Genomic DNA, 19,346 nt, shown 5'->3' on the forward strand with positions numbered 1-19,346 from the left:
GTAGGAGTTATTAAAATCCTACCTTTTTAATTAATAAAGGATGGTGTTAATGAAAACGAATAAATTAAAAACATCAAAAAAATGTCATGAAAAAAACTATAGTGGATTTTTAAAATCTAAGAATGCAATCAATATTATGTATATGCCTGCATTAATTTTATTTCTGATATTTGTAATATATCCATTTATAAGTGGTTTGCGAATTTCATTTACTGATTGGAATGGTTATTCTCAGAAATATAGTTATATCGGATTTGATAATTTTATGAATTTATTTAAAGATAAAAATATGTTAATAGCTTTTAGAAATACTCTTATTTATGGATTTGGTAGTACATTTATTCAACAAATCTTGGGACTTAGTTATGCAGTGTTTTTAAATAAAAAATTTAAAGGACGAACACTTGCAAGAACTATAATATATTTACCAGTATTAATTTCAGCAGTTATTATGGGATACATTTGGTACTTTATATTTCAATACAACCATGGTGCATTAAATGATATAATGATGAGTTTTGGTTTAGATAGGCTTGATTGGTTAGCAGATGGAAACAGAGCGGTATGGATTATTGTAATTGTAAATACATTACAGTTTGTTGGTGTTTCTATGGTTATATATTTAGCTGGTTTACAAGGAATTTCTAAGGTATATTATGAAGCAGCAGATATTGATGGTGCCAAGAAATTTCAACAATTCAAAAACATTACAGTGCCTTTATTAATGCCTGCTATTGTGACAAGTGTAACGTTGAACTTAATTGGAGGTTTGAAGTTATTCGATACAATTAAAGCATTAACAAATGGGGGTCCAGGTTATGAATCACATTCTATTTCAACTTTAATAGATTCTGTTTATTTTAGAAGTCAGTCAGCTGGATATGCTTCGGCAATGGGTATTATCTTATTCATAATTATCATGGTTATAAGCTTGGCTATGCAAAAAGCGTTTAATAAGAGGGAGGTAGAATATTGATGAAAAAGTCAACGTTATGGAAAACACCATTGGCTATTATTATTTCGTTTTTACATTTTATTCCGTTCTTAATTGCGATTAACGTAGCATTTAAATCGAAAACGGATTTAACATCAAGATGGGCTTTGCCCAAAGAATTATATTTAGAAAATTTCATATATGCTATTAAAAAGGCTAATATATTTGCTGCTATGAAAAATAGTTTTATTATAACAGTGATATCTATTGTAATAATTACATTAATTGGTGCTATGGCAGCTTATCCATTAGCTAGAAATAGAACAAAGACTAATAAAATAGTTCTTAATCTAGTGATAGCAGTAATGATGGTTCCACCACTTAGTGTATTAGTACCTTTGTTAACAATGATGTCTAAAATAAATGGTATTAGTACTTACTGGGGTATTATATTAGTTGTATCAACATTTCAATTGCCAATAAGTATATTTTTATATACCAATTTTATAACGACTATTCCAAAAAGCTTAGACGAAGCCGCGACAATTGATGGATGTAGTAAATTTAGTGTTTTTTATAGAGTTATTTTACCATTACTAAAATCTGTTACCTCAACAGTTATTATTTTAACGGGTGTAGCTATTTGGAACGAATATCAATTTTCCCTATTTTTATTACAGTCAACTGATATGAGAGTTGTTACTTTATCAGTAGCTACGTTTTTTGCGCAATCGTCAACGAATTTAGGTGGAGCAGCAGCGTCGGCTCTAATTGCGATTATGCCTATTGCAACTTTATTTATTTTCTTACAAAAATATTTTGTACAAGGAATGGTAGATAGTGCGGTAAAAGGATAATATAGTTGGATTTAAGCTATTTCTTAGTATGGATTGGAGTTATATATAAAGAAGTCAAAGGTTATTGTAAATATTTATGTTAGTATATTAGAGTGGAGGATCAATATGTCAATTGTGTTTAATGATGAAACTAAAGAGTTTCATCTTTATAATGATAGTGTAAGTTATATATTTGGAATATTAAAGAATAATCAATTAGGACATTTGTATTATGGTAAAAAAATTAAGCATAGAGAGTCCTATAAGCATTTGTTAAAATTAGCACCAAGACCACTAACTGTTTGTCAGTTTGAAGGGGATTCAGAGTTTTCATTAGATTATATTAAACAAGAATACCCAACATATGGAACATCGGATTATAGTGAAGGCGCATTCCAGATAAAACAAGAAAATGGTAGTATCATTACTGATTATGAATATAAAAGTTATAGGATATATTCAGGCAAGCCTAAGTTAATGGATGGTAAAATGCCTGCAACTTATGTAGAAAATAATAATGAAGCAACAACTCTAGAAATTATATTGGTAGATAAATTAATAAATTCGGAATTGATATTAACATATACAATTTATGAGAATAGAAATGTCATAACTAGGAATACAAGGTTTATTAACAATGGAAATGAAAAATTGATCATACAACGTGCACTAAGTGCATGTGTGGATTTTGATGATAAAGAGTATGAGATGATTCAATTATCTGGAGCATGGGCAAGAGAAAGACATCTGGAAAATAGACTTTTGAATTCAGGAATTCAAGCTATATCAAGTACTCGTGGAGCTAGTAGTGCAAATCATAATCCTTTCCTTGCACTTAAAAGAGCGGATACTACTGAACATTGTGGAGAGGTTTATGGATTTAATCTAGTTTATAGTGGGAATTTTTTAGCGCAAGTAGAAGTAAATCATTATGACAGAACACGTATGACTATGGGAATCAATCCTTTCAATTTTGAGTGGTTATTAGAATCAGGACAAGAGTTCCAAACCCCTGAAGTGGTTATGGTTTTTAGCGGAACTGGATTAAATGGTATGAGCCAAACTTATCATAAGTTATACCAAGAAAGACTTATTAGAGGTAGATGGAGAGACGAAAGATGTCCAGTTTTAATAAATAACTGGGAAGCTACATATTTTGACTTTAATGAAGAAAAAATAGTTACTCTTGCAAAGGTCGCAAAAGAAGTTGGTATTGAGCTATTTGTTTTAGATGATGGATGGTTTCAGGGAAGAAACAATGATAAGGCTGCACTAGGAGACTGGTTTGTAGATTACAATAAATTACCTAACGGTATTGCAGGATTGGGTGAAAAGATTAATGAAATAGGTATGGAGTTTGGATTATGGATAGAGCCAGAAATGGTAAATAAAATAAGTAATCTTTATGAAGAACATCCAGATTGGATTATTAGTACTCCAAACAGAAGAGAATCACCTGGGCGTAATCAGTTTGTATTGGATTTTTCAAGAGAAGAAGTTGTTGAGTATATTTATAATATGATTGCTAAAATATTAGAAAAAGCACCTATTTCATATATAAAATGGGATATGAATAGAAGCATTTCTGAACCATATTCTGATAATTTACCTATTGATAGACAAGGTGAAATGATGCATAGATATATTCTAGGCGTTTATAATTTGTATGAACGTTTGACAACAAAGTTTCCTCAAATATTATTTGAATCTTGCGCAAGTGGTGGAGGTCGATTTGATCCAGGGATGTTATATTATTCACCACAGGCATGGACAAGTGATGATACGGATGCTATGGAACGACTTAAAATTCAATATGGTACTTCTTTAATATATCCATTAAAATCAATGGGTTCTCATGTTTCAGCTGTGCCTAATCATCAAATTGGACGTGCAACGTCTCTTCCAACAAGAGCTAATGTAGCTTATTTTGGAACTTTTGGATATGAATTGGATATAACAAAATGTACAGACACTGAGATGAAATTAATTAAACAACAAATTGAATTTTTTAAGAAATACAGTAGCTTAATTTATGGCGGAGATTTTTATAGATTAGAAAGTCCTTTTGAAAAAAATATTACATCATGGATGGTTGTAAGTAGAGACAAGAAAGAAGCTATCGTAGGTATATATCAATGTTTAGCAAAACCTAATCCAAGATTTGAAAGAATTAGATTACAGGGACTAAATGATAATTTTAATTATACTATAGATAATATGTCTCGAACTTTTTATGGTGATGAATTAATGAATATTGGATTTATTTTTGATGAGATTATGGTTGAAAATGATTTAGGAATGAAAGAGGTTGTTGAAGGTAAAAAGCCAATGGGTAAATTTGGATTTGGAGACTATTCATCACAAATTCTTGTTCTGAAGTCAAAATAATAGAGATAGAAGATATCCTCCAGAAAATATGGTGAAAGTAGACAAAATGCATTAAAGGTGATATAAATAAGAGAATAGAAAAAACAATTAAACTTTAAAGTTGATTAGATAGCATTAATAGTAAATAATAATGATATGAATTTTCGGAGGTGTGGTTCTGATGCCTACAATAAAAGATATTGCAAAAGAAGCTGGGGTATCCCCGGCTACGGTGTCGAGAGTATTAAACTGTGATTCAACGCTATCTGTCTTAGATGAGACAAGAAAAAAGATTCTTGAGATAGCTGAGAAATTAGATTATACAACAGTAAGAGAGAGAAAAAAAATAATAAATCATATGAAACTAGGAATTGTACATCATTTTTCGGAGAAGCAAGAACTTGAGGATCCATATTACCTTTCAATCCGTATGGGTTTGGAAAGAAAATGCTATGAAGAACAAATTGAGATTACAAAGATTTTCAGGAAAGAAAATAGTATTATAGAAACAAATTTAACAGCTGTTGATGGAATAATGGCAATTGGAAATTTTAGTGACAAAGAAATTAAGGAATTACAAAAAATCACAAATAATATAATATTTATTGACTCATCACCTGATGAAAATATATTTGATTCTGTTATAATAGATTTACAAAAAGCTACAAAAGATGTATTAGAGTATTTTGTGAGTAGTGGACACAAAAAAATTGGCTATATAGGTGGTAAAGTAATAGTCGGTGATGATAAAACTATAATACAGGATATTCGAGAAAAGACTTTTTATAATGTAATGGAAAATAAAAGTTTGCTAGATTGTAATTATATACAAATTGGCGATTTTGATGTGAAAAATGGATACCAATTATGTAAAAAGATGATTGAACAAAAAGATAGACCAACAGCAATTTTTATTGGAAGTGATATTATGGCGATTGGAGCGTTGCGAGCGTTACATGAAGCTTCATTAAAAGTACCCGAAGATATATCAATTATTGGTTGTGATGATATTCCAACTGCTAAATATATTATTCCGCCTCTTTCAACCATTAGAGTTTATACGGAATTCATGGGGGAGACAGCTGTAGAAACAATAGTTGAACGTATTAATACAGGAAGAAATATTCCTAAGAAAATAACTATACCTTCAAAATTAATAATTAGGGAAAGTAGTAGAAAAATAAGATAAAGTAGACCTTTCGTTTGCTATTAGTGATAACATAAAAAAGTACCATTAAGTAATATAACATTACTTAACCGGTACTTTTTTATTAATATAATCTTAATTATTAAATAGTTATACTGACAAGAGATAAAAAAACAAAATGTGTAAGAAATAGAAAGCTTTACTAAAATGTATAATATCAACCATATTGAAAAATACTATTATGGATTTATTAACAATAAAAATACTCACCTTACACATTGAGTTTACATAATATTGGTATTTAGGAGGCAGAAGAGTTGAAGACCATAACAATTTTGGTACCATGCTATAACGAAGAAGAAGTAATTGACATGTTTTATGATGAAGTAATAAAAGTAATTAATAATATAGATTATAGATTTGAACTGTTATTTGTCAATGATGGTAGTAAAGATAGGACTTTAGCCAAAATAATATCATTAAGATTACAAGATAGTAGAGTTTCATATGTAGACTTATCAAGGAACTATGGAAAAGAGATTGCTATGGCTGCAGGTCTTGATCATGCTTCTGGAGATGCTGTAATTATAATGGATGCTGATCTGCAAGATCCTCCAAAACTTATACCAGTGATGATAAAAGAATGGGAAGCAGGATATGATGATGTCTATGCGAAGAGGTCCAGCAGAAAAGGTGAAAGTTTCACAAAAAAATTCACTGCCCATTGCTTTTATAAATTATTAGGAAAACTCTCAAAAGTTGAGATTCAAGAAGATACAGGTGACTTCCGTTTACTTAACCGTAAAGCAATTGATGCACTAAAACAGTTCAAGGAAACTGGAAGATATACAAAGGGATTATTCAGTTTGATAGGATTCAATAAAAAAGAAATTCTGTTTGATAGAGATGAAAGAGCAGCAGGAAAAACCAAGTGGAACTATTGTAAGCTGATGGGACTTGCCATAGAAGGTATAACTACATTTACAATCATGCCTCTTAGAATAGCTACATTCATAGGAGGTATTACAGGTGTTGGAGCATTTATCTATATGATATATATTGTGCTTAGAACGTTGATTGTAGGCATTGATTCACCTGGATATGCTTCACTTATTAGCATTATGTTATTTATAGGTGGTATTCAGTTGGTCAGTATAGGAGTCTTAGGGGAATATGTTGGTAGGATTTTCAATGAAACCAAGAACAGACCTTTGTATTTTATAAATAAATATGAGAGCGATGAAGTATAACATAATATTAAGAGGTGTTAGATTTGAAAAGGCTACAGAAAATATTCCAGGTATATATGATACTTTTTTTTGCATTAGTATTTATTATAAATATATATTTTATCTATGTTGAAAAATTAAATACTCTATATATTATTCCATCATGTATTCTTTTATCAATATTATATTTTATTACTAAATTAAGAACGCCTTATTTTGGATTGATATTATTTCTGTTTTCGTTGGTAACCAAGATTGCTATGATTCTAATTATTAGAACTCCTCCTATATCTGATTTTGAAGTCATGCTAAGAGCTGCTAGATTATTTGCTATTGATGATTACTCATTCAAAGAGTTTCAATATTTCTCATTTTTCCCTTATCAGACTATATTTGCAGTTTATCAAGGATTAATTATTAAAATATTCGGGGACAGCGTACTATTATTAAAAATTATTAATTGTTTTTTCATTGCTGGTACTAATTATTTGGTCTATAAAATAGGTAAGATTATATTTAATGAGTTTGCAGGCAGGGTTGCAGGAGTTTTACATGCAGTGTATATTCCAATATTTTTTATGGCACCAGTTCTTACTAATCAGCACATAGCCACATTGTTTTATTATATAGCATTATACTATATTGTTAAGCATCATAAAAATAGTTACAAGAAATGGATTTTCGCAGGTCTATTTATTGCCATAGGTAATTCATTACGTCCTATTGGAATTATATTCATTATGGCTATTTTTATTATGAGTATCATTAATACGCATAAGCAGACTAGTATTATTAATAATCTGAAATATTTTGCTGTATGTCTTGTATCATATCTTATAATATTTTACAGTATCTCTAGCCTTAGTGTTGTAATTGGTGTAACTGATAATGGACTAAAAAATAATAATCCTTATTGGAAATTTGTTACAGGACTGAATGAGAAGACCTCAGGTCGTTTTTCTGAAGAAGATGTTAACTCATTGATGTTGTATGATATTACTATTGATGAAGAATTATTATTCAAAGAAAGGGAATTAATTAAAGAGCGTCTGATGATATCTCCAACAAGAATGTTATCTTTGATGATTAAAAAAATAAGGTATATGTGGGGAGATTTTGAATTAGGTGTATTCACATTTCCACATCTGATAGGAAAAGGAATAAGAAAAGCGGGTATAAGCTTTGATTATATATATAGACAGATACAAGAATTCGAGAAAATATTTTATACTTTCATAATAGGTTTTGTTTTATATGGGCTCATAAGATATTTCAGAGTGGGTAAAAACAATTATGTACACTTATTATATTATGTATTGACCATTTATACAGGGGCACACTTTTTAATAGAGATCAGTTTTAGATATAAATATGTAGTGATGCCTATAGTTTTTATACTAGCTGGTAACGGAGTCTTCATTATGATAGATAGAATAAAGAATAAAAAAATGATATAATAAGTAAAATAATATCAAAGGTTGTGGGAAACATGAAATGTAATACACTGATTAATATATTAGATGATTTTAATGATGATGTAGCCTATATTTCTAAATTCATAAAACCAGGGAAAGTTGTTAATGTTGCTAATGAAAGTAAGGATTCCATTGATGTACTAACTGATATGCGAAAATTTCTAAGTAAGCAGTTAGATGGAACTCGGATAATTGAAAAAAGTTATACTAATCCTTTGCAGTTAAAAAAAATAATTGCTAATCATGTGGAACAAGATACAATAATCAATATTTCATCTGGGGATAATTTATCAGCTGTTATTGCACATCAAGCAATGATGGATCATGATGGTACTTTGATATATATGGATATTACACAAGAAAAAATTTATAAGATAACTAAAAAAGGGATGAAAGTAATAAACTATGATAATATTAATTTTCGTGTTAGAGATTATGTTTCTATCACAGGAGGTAAAATTGTAACAGATGAGACCTTTGATTATATAATAGTTGATTATAATAATATGCTTCGAATTATACTTGATAATTATGATTTGTGGATTAAAACGAGAGATTATATACGAAATAATTTAGTTAGTGAATCTGATGATAGTATAATTACCAAGTCATCTGAAAACAATCAAGATATCAAGGATTTATTTAATCATTTTACCAACATTGGGTGTGTTAAAAATATAAAAGAGAATGCAAATAATATAATGATAGCATTTAAGAATGAAGACATTAGAAAATATATATTATCCGGAGTTTGGTTAGAACATTTTACTTATAATATTGTTAAAGAAAACAGTAAAGTATGCGATGTTAGAACAGGGGTTAGATTCCTGTGGGATGAAGATAAGATAGAAGTTGAAAATGAAATAGATGTTATAGCAGTGGCTGGAACGTCTTTGATATGCATATCATGCAAAGATACCAAAAGATATAATAGCGGAGCACTTAATGAATTAGATATTTACGCGGAACAATTAGGTGGTTCAACGGTTAAGAAGATTTTAGTAGCAACAAAACCATCCAAAGGTCAATATGTGGATGAAAGAGCCCAATCTATGGGGATAAATCTTGTGCTTTTTGATGGAGATGTGGATAAATTCAGAAAATGTTTATATGATATTATTAATTCATGATTGAATCTAGAATATTAATAAGCCAGATATAGATTAGTACACCAGTAAAAAATATGCTTTACTTTTTAATCATTTTATTGTATTTTGGTTTAGATAGTAAGTTTATTATCATATTTAATCTAAAAAACTGTAATTATTGTATCTTCTATTGTACAATAATAATGATGATTATATGAAAAGTGAGGTCTAATTTATGTGCCAAGTTCAATCATTTATAGATTTGATAAATAAAGAAGTAAAGCCAGCTACAGGTTGTACTGAACCTATAGCTATAGCACTTTGTGTTGCAAAAGCAAAAGAAATATTAGATGAAGAAGTAGAAAAAATTGAACTTTTATTAAGCCCTAATATTATCAAAAATGCTATGGGAGTAGGTATACCAGGAACAAGTCAAGTTGGTATTCATATAGCTGCTGCCCTTGGTGTGATTGTAGGTGAATCAGAATTAGGCTTGGAAGTGTTATCTAAAGTGAAAGAAACCCATGTGAATCAGGCTAACCAGATTATAGATGAAAATAGAATTAAAATAGAAGTAGCTGATAAAGATTGTAAATTGTATATTGATACAACAGTGATTAGTAAAAGTAATCAAGCTCATGTAATAATTCAAGGTGGTCATACAGATATAGTATTCATATCTCACAATGATAAGATTTTAATGGATAAAATTTCTGAGATAGTAGAAGTAGAAGATTATAAGGTAGCGATTTGTGTTGATAGTATTTTTGAATTTGTATTAAATACACCATTTGAGCAAATAAAGTTCATATTAGAAGGTGCCATAATGAATAAAGAGATAGCACTTGAAGGATTGAAGAAAGAATATGGACTGAAAGTAGGAAAGACCCTAGAAAAAAATATTAAGAATAAGATGATAGCTGATGATATGAAAAATTATGCTATTAGGCTATCAGCAGCAGCTTCTGATGCTAGGATGGCAGGATGTCCACTTCCTGTTATGACTAACTCTGGAAGTGGTAATCAAGGGATAACTGCAACTTTACCAATAGTAGCTGTAGCAGAATGGTTACATAAAAGTGAAGAAGAATTAGCAAGAGCTCTAATTCTTAGTAATTTAGTAGCTATACATATTAAGAAAAACTTAGGCAAGCTATCCGCTCTATGTGGAGTAATCGTGGCAGGTATTGGTGCAGGGTGTGGTATGACATATCTTCTAGGCGGAGATATTCACAATATAAAATCAACCATTAAAAATATGATTGGTGATGTAAGCGGTATGATATGTGACGGTGCAAAAACAGGTTGTGCATTAAAAGTAGCTACTGTAGTAGAAGCTTCATTTAATGCCATGATGTTATCTCTTGGAGATATTGAAATTACCAAAACAGAAGGCATCATCGATGAAAATATAGAAACGTGCATTAATAATTTGACATGTATAGGTTCAAAAGGTATGGAAGAAACAGACAAGATGATATTAGATATCATGATATCTAAAAGTAACAAATAATTACTATAAGGTCAATCACCTGTATACTATTACAAACTATAATCATAACCATTAAACTTAAATAAGAACGAGCCAAGCAGAGAAGGTATAGAGTAATATTACCCTATGCCTTCTCTGCGGAAATACGGCACATTCTCAATACTATTAATACTATTGTTCTTATGCCAGATTTTTGAAAAAAGATGTTCGAACTTTATGTTGTCTATGCTTGAATCTTTTCCATTGAGAACGAACCTTTTTATTACTTTCAAGTTGAGGATTAAGGTCAGCAGAATGAATACCTTTTTTATTACAAGATACTATTAGTTCTCTGAATAATATAGCATTAACACCTAGATTTTGATACTTAGGATCAACAGCGATATGAACAATTTCTAACCTTTTATTAATTTTAAGAGCTTTTAAAAGATATATGAATCCAAGAGGGAATATACGTCCATTACCTTTTTGTATTGCTTTTGCAAGAGATGGGAAACCTAAAACATATGCTATCAATTCATCTTTATCATTAAGAACAAATTTAACAAAATTAGGGTCAATAAAACTTATATATTGTTTTGTGTATAATTTGATTTGATTATCGGTCAATGGAGTGAATTCATATAGTTCCTTAAAAGCTGAATTTATTAGAGTGAATAGTTGATGTACATAAGGAATAATGTCTTTTTTACTCTTTGCTTCTAGTACTTTCAGATGGTTAGTTGTTATTGAGCGTTCTGCAACTATTCTAATTTGTTCGGGTATTTTATCAGGTATTATTATCTCATATTCCAGCCAATCTACATCTTTGGAATAACCTAGCTGGTTCATATAATCAACATAATAGGAATGATTATAGATGGTAGTCATAGTTCCTAAGTATTCAAAACCTTTAACAAGCATTCCTTCCAAGTCAATATCGCTAAAACCAAGTGGACCTTGTATCTTAGTCATCCCCTTTGATACTAGCCAATTTTCGGCTGTTTCTAATAATAACTTTGCGACATCAATATCTTCAACAAAATCAATATAACCAAAACGACCAGCTTTTTCATCCCATAGATCAATGGCAACGTAATTGATAATACCAGCAATTCTACCGACGACTTCACCATCTCTGTATGCTAACCAATACTTGGATTCACAAAATTCCATTGCAGGATTTTTATCTTTCCTCAACGTATTAAGTTCATCTACCAGAAGTGATGGAATGTAATTATTACAATTTTTATATAGCTTAGTAGGAAATTTTACAAAAACTTTTAAATCTTTTTTAGAACTAACTTCGACTATTTCAATCACAAAAAGTCCCCCAATCATATAAAATAAGTTCAGTGCCTAAGTTTAAATAATGGAATAAGTACAAATAATATAAAATAATTCCAAGAAATCATTTTTGATATAATTAATATCATACATAAAAATATTATATCATAATACTTAAAGGTATAAAAACAATTTTCTATATTTTAATCTATGATAACAATAAAAAATTTAATCATTAATTCTATATTAATATTATTCTTATTTAAAAGTTATATTATGACTTGACAAAATAAAAACTTCTATATATACTGTGTATATACAAAATATACAGTATAATAATTACGTATTGGAGGTTCATTATATGATAGAAGTAAAGAATTTAACCAAGATATATAAGCTTAACAGTAAACAGAAAAGAGAATTAAAAACTAAAGAAAGCACTAAAATAGCTGTTAACGATGTTTCGTTTACTGCTAATCAAGGTGAGATATTTGGCCTTTTAGGACCAAATGGAGCTGGTAAAACAACAACACTTAGAAGTATAGTTACGCTACTGAAACCAACAAAAGGTTCAATTAGTGTTAATGGTTATGACGTCGTAAAAAATAGTTCTGAAGTTAGAAAAAGAATAGGGTTTCTAACTAATGAATTAAAATTAGATGAACACTTTACACCTAATTACACAATGGAGTTTTTTGGTAAACTTCATGGAATGACTGATAAAAAAATAATATCAAGGAAAAAAGAACTATTTGATTATTTTGAAATAAATAAATTTGCAGATAAAAAAATAAGTGAATTATCAACAGGTATGAAACAAAAACTTTCAATTGCAGTTAGTGTAGTTCATGATCCGGATATTGTAATATTCGATGAACCAACTAATGGATTAGATATAATAACAGCAAGAGCAGTTGAAGAATACCTAGTAACTCTAAAAGAAAGAGGGAAACTGGTTATAATATCAACCCATATTATGAGCGTTGCTACTAAACTATGTGATAGAGTAGCTATCATTATCAATGGAAAAAAAGTTGTAGATGGTACTATACAAAATGTACTGAATGAAACAAATACAGAAAATCTAGAGGATGCATTCTTTGAATTATATAAAAAGACAGTTAAGAATGCCTAAATATCCAATGTATTTTAATAAAATGAATATGTAGGGAAAGGACGATAATATTATGTTAAGAAATATATTGAAAAAAGAATTGAAAAGAGTTTTTACTGATCGTAGATTAGTTTTTTCAGCATTTATTTTGCCAGCTCTTAGTATCTTTATTGTATATACAATAATGGGAAGTATGCTTAGTAATATGATGGACGATATAGAAGAACATACATCTACAGTATATATTCAAAATGCTCCAGATAATTTCAAACAATATGTAAATGAAGACGAATTGAATATGAATATTACTTATATAGATATTGCTGAAGATACAACAACAATAAAAGATCAAATCAAAAATGGAGAAGTTGATTTAATGGTTCAATTCGAGGAAGAATTTATAGATAAGGTAGATAACTATAAAAACCTGGAATTACCACCTGAGATCAAAACATTTTATAATCCATCTGAAGAATATTCAAGGGAATCAAGGTCAAGATTTCTTGAAATTACTTTAGATAGATATGAAACTAATATTCTTACAGATAGATTTGGAGATATAAACAATGCTGTTGCATTTGATATTGATAGAGATTATAACAAATCAATTGTCGTAGATGAGAAAAAAGCATCAGGACAAGGAATTTCTATGATATTACCTATGCTTATAGCAATCATACTATTCTCTGGAGCAATGGGTATAGGTATGGACACTATTGCAGGAGAAAAAGAAAGAGGAACAATGGCTACATTATTACTAACACCTGTTAAGAGAGAAACAATAGCACTTGGAAAAGTAATTGGACTTGGAATAGTGGCTATTGTAAGTGCTATAGTCTCGTTTGCTGCGATAATGGCTTCAATGCCTTTTTCATCAAAAATGTTGACTGGTGGAGCTGATATGAATCTTGGTGCATTGCAATTTTCATCTTTTCAGCTAATACAGTTATTGATTATTATGATTACTCTTGTTGGTATATACGTAGGACTTATTTGCTTATTATCTGTTAGAGCAAGAACAGTGAAAGAAGCAGGAACATATGTAACACCTGTATTCATGATTGTTATGATTGCAGCATTCTCGACTATGTTTGGTGGAGGAGCAACTGATCTTTATCACTATGCTATTCCAATATATGGAAGCGTTTCGGCATTAAAAGCTGCTTTATCATTCGAATTGACAATGAATCAATTCCTAGTTACTGCTATATCATCATTTATTGTTAGTTTAATATTAGTTAGACTTATAACACTAACATTTAATGATGAAAAGGTAATGTTAAATGCATAATTAATATTAGTTATTGAAGTTAGAAGCATCTGCTTATATTATTATTGGATATGGATAATAATTGGGTAGATGTTTTTTATTGGGATGAATAGGTTGATTTATAGTATGAAGATTAAAAAAACGTAGTGATATGATGATTTGTATTGTGCAATCCGTTCGTGAATGTAACTTTTGTCTCTTGGATTATAATTAAAAATACTTTGATGGATTTTACTATCTAATTACTAAAAGGCTTACTTTTGTATTGATTTAGCAATTGACATATCAGTTTTGTTATTGAATTAAGATGAGCCGAGGAAGTAGTAAATGCTAGTTCTCTAAGATTTCAACGATCATATGGAAGTAAGGTCTTATAGGTGATGCGGTAAGCGTGCCATGGACGGCTAAGCGCCTTTCCTCTAAACAGGACGTTTAGCGGAAAGGAATAGCATCACCTATAAGACCTTACAGATGGTAGTAGCCATAAGGAAATATTAGAGAGCTGGCATTTACGGAAGCCAGACAACAGACTTCCGTACTCCAATAATTACAATACTAAATTACTATCTTCATATTTTGTAACATTGATTTTTCTTCCATTATAATATAGAATATCTAAAAGATTAAAATTAATATGAAATGAATATGGTGTAGAAAATCCCGACAAATGATATAAAAAGAAAGAAGGAATCCTATTGTTGAAAAAAATATTAATAGTTATTGTAGCAGTACTTATACTTGTATCCTGTTCATCCAGTAAAATGAATATTGTTGAAGATACATATTCGGAGGAAAAAATCCTTATAAATTATCCTCAGATTGAAAATAAGAATGATAAAGAAGAAATAAAAATATTAAATAAGATAATCGAAGATGAAGCATTAAACATACTGGATTATTATGATGTCAATGATATATCCAGCCTTGAAATCGATTATAAAATTTCATTTTGTAATGATAAGATAATCAGTATCAACTATTCGGGACTAGGTAATGCAAAAAAATCAGTTTGTCCAAATAATATTTTCTATACTACTAATATAGATATTGAAAATCAGACTATATTGAAATTATCAGATGTCATTGATATAGATGATTCTTTTTTGGACAAATTCAAAAGTGATGACTTTAGTGCTGTAAGAAGTGAACAAATCGGTCTTTTAGATGATTTATCTATAGAAGAACTCAAGGATGAAATATCAGCAAATAATTTTTATATAAATGAAAGAACTTTAGGTATAAGTGTAGAGGTAATACATGTCTTAGGTGATCATGCCGAATATGAAATAGCTTATACTGATATTGATGATAATGTAAGATGGAATAACTTTTATAATAAGTATATTAATGAAATATAATATTTTTACAGCTATACAAAAAATATAAGCTTTGATATAATCTAAGCGACAGATGAAAACAGTATGAGTTATGAGAGGAGAAGAATATGTTATATCCAATATTTTTTGAACCAGATTTTAAAGAAAGAGTTTGGGGAGGAACTTTATTAAAAGATAAATTAAATAAAGTCATTCCTTATGAACATACAGGAGAAAGTTGGGAAGTTGCCTGCCATGATAATGGTAATTCCATAATTAAAAATGGAGAATTGAAAGGCAAGACTTTGAAAGAAGTATTAGAAAATAATGCAGAAGAATTAGTTGGTCATAAAATAAATAGTGATGACAAATTTCCATTACTGATAAAATTTATTGATGCAAAAGATAAACTTTCTGTACAAGTTCATCCAGAAGATGAATATGCTATGCAATATGAAAATGGTGAACTAGGTAAGAGTGAAGCTTGGTATATATTAGATGCACAACCTGGTGCAAAACTAATAGCAGGACTAAAAGATAATGTATCCAAAGATGACTTCAAAAAAGCTCTTGAGGAAGGACATCTTGAACAAGTTCTAAATGAAGTGGAAGTAGAAGCTGGAGATGTCATCAATATACCAGCTGGATTTGTCCATGCAATAGAAGATGGTATATTATTAGCTGAAATACAACAGAATTCAGATACTACATATAGAGTTTATGATTGGAACCGTGTTGGTCTTGATGGTAATATGAGAGATCTTCATGTTGAAAAATCACTAGATGTCATTGACTTTGAAGGTAAACACAGTAAAGATATAGTAACTGGACTTGGTATAAAAGATGGTGAAAACGAAATAATCTACTATGTAGCTAATAAATATTTTTCATTAGAGAAAATTGGTTTGAAAGAAAGCTTAAAAGAAAAAACAGAAAATAAATTTTTTATTTATATGTGTATATCAGGTAGTGGAAAAGTAGTATATAATAATATTGAATATAAATTTAAACTAGGGGACTCCTTTATGATACCAGCCTCACTTGATGAGTATGAACTAAAAGGTGATGCTTCATTAGTTAAGACATATATTCCTAATATAGAAGATATTATAAGTAGATTAGAAAATGCTGGATATAGTAAAGAACAAATAAAAAGTCGTGTAAGAATTGACTGAATAACCAGCTCAAAGGAATGATTTTATGAATAAAATTAAAATAGATATACCAGATTATGCCAAGAAGATTATTGATAAACTGACTGATAATGGATATGAGGCATATTTGGTTGGTGGATGTGTAAGAGATAGCCTTATAGGGAAAATTCCTAATGATTGGGATATAACGACTTCCGCATTGCCAGATCAAGTTAAAAAATTGTTTGGGAAAACTATTGATACAGGCTTAAAACATGGAACAGTCACAATACTCATGGATAAGAACCCTATTGAAGTTACGACATATAGAATTGATGGGGAATATGAAGATAATAGAAGACCTAACACAGTTGAATTTACCAATAACTTAATAGAAGACCTAAAAAGACGGGATTTCACTATAAATGCTATGGCTTACAATCATATAACAGGATTAGTGGATGAGTTCAATGGTATAGAAGATTTAGAGAAGGGTATTATTCGTTGTGTGGGCAATCCAAAGGAACGTTTTAATGAAGATGCACTCAGGATGTTAAGAGCTATAAGATTTTCTGCGCAATTAGGTTATGAAATAAATAAAGAGACTAGAGATGCTATAACAGATTGTTCATCACTCATTAAGAATGTTAGTATGGAACGTATACAAGTGGAACTTAATAAGACGCTAGTATCTGATAATCCAAATATGATTATGGAGATTTATGAGTGCAAGTTAATGGGATATATAATGCCTGAATTCATTCCTTGTATAGGCAATTCGCAGAATCATCCATATCACAGCTATGACATTCACGAGCACATACTTAGGTCAGTGAATGCTATAAAAGCTGAAAAAGCTCTTAGATGGACTATGCTGTTACATGATATAGGAAAACCAAAAGTGAAGACTACTGACGAGCTAGGTATAGATCATTTCTATGGTCATGAAGCTATCAGTGCTAACATGGCAAAAGATATTTTGAAAAGACTAAAATTTGATAATAAAACTATTGATAAAGTAGTTAAGCTAATAGAATTCCATGATATCAGATTGAAAGATAGTTCAAAAAGCATAAGAAGATTATTGAAAAAGTTAGGACATGAATTATTTTATGATTTTATACTTGTCCAAAGAGCAGATATTACGGCTCAAAACCCAGATAAGTTAGATGATAGAATAGCGATTCTAGATAATGCTGAAATAAAATACGTAGAAATTAAGGCTAGAGAACAGTGTATAAGTATAAAAGAACTTGATGTTAATGGTGGAGATCTAATCAAATACGGTATAAAAGAAGGTCGTCAAATAGGTTATTTGCTGAATAAATTATTAGATATAGTTATTGAAGATCCATCTAAAAATAGAAAAAAAGATTTATTTAAAATAGTCGATGAGATAAAAGAATAAAATATTTAAATTAAAACCCCAATATATTGTTGCTTGATAAAAAACAATACAATATATAGGGGTTTTTTATTATTCTATTATTATGATCGTAAAATAATAATTTCCTGTCCTCATAATCTAGATAACTTCCTCATATATTTTAAAGTAGGGCATTAGATTTAAATGTCTTAAATACTGATAAAAATATTATAGTTAGGGCTAAGTTGGGGTGATTTAGATGCTTGAGGAATACAATAACATTTTTGAACAATTTGATGTTAAAGTAAAAAACGGTTATAAAGGACGAGGGGCGTATATACTAGATACTAATAAGGGTTTAAAATTATTTAAGGAAATCCGAATGCATCGAGAAAAAATAAAATTCATGTATGAGATAGAAGAATATCTACATGATAAGGGATTTAGTGATATTGATAGATTAGCTCTATCAAAAGAAAATAATCCTTATTATGAAGATGATGGTACAATGTATATTATGAAAAATTGGATTAACGGAAGAGAAATATTCTTCAACGATGAAGAGGAAATATATGATTCTATCAAGAATTTAGCTGTATTACATAAATGTGGTACTAATTTTCCAAGAGGCAATAGATATAAAAATTATGTGAAATTAGGCACATTATCAGGTAAGTTAGAAAGACATAATATTGAGTTGGTTAGAATTAGAAATAAAATAAGAAAAATTGGTAAATGGTCAGAGTTTGATATCTGCTTTTTGAGCAGTTTTAATTACTATTACCAAAAAGCAGCAGAGGCACTTTCCTTAATAGAATTATCAGAATACAATAATTTGGTAGATAAATACTATAACAAAAATGTCATTATACATGGACAATATATACACCATAATATATTAGTCAGCAATAAAAAATTATATACCATGAATTTTGAGTACTGTAATATAGACATTCCAGTAATTGATTTGTATCGTCTTCTTAGAAAAGTACTAGAAAAAAATGATTGGAATGTAAGGTTAGGCATTAAGGCAATTGATAAATATGTAAGTATTAATCCATTGAGTAAAGAAGAGTTAAATATACTTCTCTATCTTATTATGTATCCAGAAAAATTCTGGAAGATCAGCAACTATTACTTTAATCTTAACAGAGCCTGGAAGCCAAAACAGAGTTTGGTTAAGATTAATAAACTAATTAATCAAAAAGATAAAAAGGAGAGATTCATAAAAGAATTAAAGAAAAGTTTAGAAGATAAATAATTAAAGCCTAATTATGCATAAAATATAGAACTAAAAGGAAAAATAAGTCAGT

15 protein-coding genes are annotated in these 19,346 nt (G+C 29.4%); 14 read left to right on the forward strand and 1 reads right to left on the reverse strand.

Going from position 1 to position 19,346, the window contains the following annotated elements; translation table 11 throughout:
* The first annotated feature begins 49 nt into the window (after nucleotides 1-49).
* The 8 genes from ACX6CF_RS01905 to ACX6CF_RS01940 all read left to right on the forward strand — a co-directional run bounded on the left by ACX6CF_RS01905 (nucleotide 50) and on the right by ACX6CF_RS01940 (nucleotide 10,589).
* Complete coding sequence (locus tag ACX6CF_RS01905; protein WP_458783603.1) at nucleotides 50-976, forward strand: carbohydrate ABC transporter permease; 927 nt, start codon at nucleotides 50-52, stop codon at nucleotides 974-976.
* Complete coding sequence (locus ACX6CF_RS01910) at nucleotides 976-1,791, forward strand: carbohydrate ABC transporter permease (RefSeq protein WP_458783604.1); 816 nt, start codon at nucleotides 976-978, stop codon at nucleotides 1,789-1,791. The genes ACX6CF_RS01905 and ACX6CF_RS01910 overlap by 1 nt, the downstream gene beginning before the upstream one ends.
* Before the next feature lie 105 nt (nucleotides 1,792-1,896).
* Nucleotides 1,897-4,158 carry an alpha-galactosidase gene (locus ACX6CF_RS01915; protein ID WP_458783605.1) on the forward strand — a complete coding sequence of 754 codons (2,262 nt, stop codon included), beginning with the start codon at nucleotides 1,897-1,899 and terminating at the stop codon, nucleotides 4,156-4,158.
* Between the two features lie 160 nt (nucleotides 4,159-4,318).
* Nucleotides 4,319-5,326, forward strand: coding sequence for a LacI family DNA-binding transcriptional regulator (locus ACX6CF_RS01920; RefSeq protein ID WP_458783606.1), 1,008 nt, complete (start codon nucleotides 4,319-4,321; stop codon nucleotides 5,324-5,326).
* Between the two features lie 275 nt (nucleotides 5,327-5,601).
* Nucleotides 5,602-6,534 (forward strand): glycosyltransferase family 2 protein, encoded by a 933-nt coding sequence (locus ACX6CF_RS01925; protein ID WP_458783607.1) that lies wholly within the window; start codon nucleotides 5,602-5,604, stop codon nucleotides 6,532-6,534.
* A 23-nt stretch (nucleotides 6,535-6,557) separates the two neighbouring features.
* Nucleotides 6,558-7,970, forward strand: coding sequence for an ArnT family glycosyltransferase (locus ACX6CF_RS01930; RefSeq protein ID WP_458783608.1), 1,413 nt, complete (start codon nucleotides 6,558-6,560; stop codon nucleotides 7,968-7,970).
* A 32-nt stretch (nucleotides 7,971-8,002) separates the two neighbouring features.
* A complete protein-coding gene (locus tag ACX6CF_RS01935) occupies nucleotides 8,003-9,118 on the forward strand; it encodes a Card1-like endonuclease domain-containing protein (RefSeq protein WP_458783609.1) in 1,116 nt (371 codons plus the stop codon).
* Nucleotides 9,119-9,311: 193 nt separating this feature from the next.
* A complete protein-coding gene (locus ACX6CF_RS01940; protein WP_458783610.1) occupies nucleotides 9,312-10,589 on the forward strand; it encodes an L-cysteine desulfidase family protein in 1,278 nt (425 codons plus the stop codon).
* Nucleotides 10,590-10,748: 159 nt separating this feature from the next.
* Here the strand turns inward: ACX6CF_RS01940 and ACX6CF_RS01945 are convergent, their stop codons facing one another.
* Nucleotides 10,749-11,870: a GNAT family N-acetyltransferase gene (locus ACX6CF_RS01945; protein ID WP_458783611.1), complete on the reverse strand. Its 1,122-nt coding sequence runs from the start codon at nucleotides 11,868-11,870 to the stop codon at nucleotides 10,749-10,751.
* 325 nt (nucleotides 11,871-12,195) lie between these two features.
* On the opposite strand from ACX6CF_RS01945, the gene ACX6CF_RS01950 reads away from it, so the two are divergent.
* The 6 genes from ACX6CF_RS01950 to ACX6CF_RS01975 all read left to right on the forward strand — a co-directional run bounded on the left by ACX6CF_RS01950 (nucleotide 12,196) and on the right by ACX6CF_RS01975 (nucleotide 19,294).
* Entirely contained in the window at nucleotides 12,196-12,969 is a 774-nt protein-coding gene (locus ACX6CF_RS01950) for an ABC transporter ATP-binding protein (protein ID WP_458783612.1), read from the forward strand.
* A 52-nt stretch (nucleotides 12,970-13,021) separates the two neighbouring features.
* Nucleotides 13,022-14,239, forward strand: a complete 1,218-nt coding sequence (locus ACX6CF_RS01955) for an ABC transporter permease subunit (protein ID WP_458783613.1) — start codon at nucleotides 13,022-13,024, stop codon at nucleotides 14,237-14,239.
* Nucleotides 14,240-14,913: 674 nt separating this feature from the next.
* A complete protein-coding gene (locus tag ACX6CF_RS01960; protein WP_458783614.1) occupies nucleotides 14,914-15,576 on the forward strand; it encodes a polysaccharide deacetylase family protein in 663 nt (220 codons plus the stop codon).
* A gap of 86 nt (nucleotides 15,577-15,662) precedes the next feature.
* A complete protein-coding gene (gene manA, locus ACX6CF_RS01965; protein ID WP_458783615.1) occupies nucleotides 15,663-16,709 on the forward strand; it encodes a mannose-6-phosphate isomerase, class I in 1,047 nt (348 codons plus the stop codon).
* 25 nt (nucleotides 16,710-16,734) lie between these two features.
* Nucleotides 16,735-18,075 carry a CCA tRNA nucleotidyltransferase gene (locus ACX6CF_RS01970; protein WP_458783616.1) on the forward strand — a complete coding sequence of 447 codons (1,341 nt, stop codon included), beginning with the start codon at nucleotides 16,735-16,737 and terminating at the stop codon, nucleotides 18,073-18,075.
* 217 nt (nucleotides 18,076-18,292) lie between these two features.
* Nucleotides 18,293-19,294 (forward strand): CotS family spore coat protein, encoded by a 1,002-nt coding sequence (locus ACX6CF_RS01975; RefSeq protein ID WP_458783617.1) that lies wholly within the window; start codon nucleotides 18,293-18,295, stop codon nucleotides 19,292-19,294.
* The last annotated feature ends 52 nt before the right edge of the window (nucleotides 19,295-19,346 follow it).

The organism is Vallitalea sediminicola, assembly GCF_054408565.1.

Coding starts and splice junctions, on each gene's coding strand:
- ACX6CF_RS01905 (WP_458783603.1), top strand. CDS start 50: ATGAAAACGAATAAATTAAAAACATCAAAAAAATGTCATGAAAAAAAC.
- ACX6CF_RS01910 (WP_458783604.1), top strand. CDS start 976: ATGAAAAAGTCAACGTTATGGAAAACACCATTGGCTATTATTATTTCG.
- ACX6CF_RS01915 (WP_458783605.1), top strand. CDS start 1,897: ATGTCAATTGTGTTTAATGATGAAACTAAAGAGTTTCATCTTTATAAT.
- ACX6CF_RS01920 (WP_458783606.1), top strand. CDS start 4,319: ATGCCTACAATAAAAGATATTGCAAAAGAAGCTGGGGTATCCCCGGCT.
- ACX6CF_RS01935 (WP_458783609.1), top strand. CDS start 8,003: ATGAAATGTAATACACTGATTAATATATTAGATGATTTTAATGATGAT.
- ACX6CF_RS01940 (WP_458783610.1), top strand. CDS start 9,312: ATGTGCCAAGTTCAATCATTTATAGATTTGATAAATAAAGAAGTAAAG.
- ACX6CF_RS01950 (WP_458783612.1), top strand. CDS start 12,196: ATGATAGAAGTAAAGAATTTAACCAAGATATATAAGCTTAACAGTAAA.
- ACX6CF_RS01955 (WP_458783613.1), top strand. CDS start 13,022: ATGTTAAGAAATATATTGAAAAAAGAATTGAAAAGAGTTTTTACTGAT.
- manA (WP_458783615.1), top strand. CDS start 15,663: ATGTTATATCCAATATTTTTTGAACCAGATTTTAAAGAAAGAGTTTGG.
- ACX6CF_RS01970 (WP_458783616.1), top strand. CDS start 16,735: ATGAATAAAATTAAAATAGATATACCAGATTATGCCAAGAAGATTATT.
- ACX6CF_RS01975 (WP_458783617.1), top strand. CDS start 18,293: ATGCTTGAGGAATACAATAACATTTTTGAACAATTTGATGTTAAAGTA.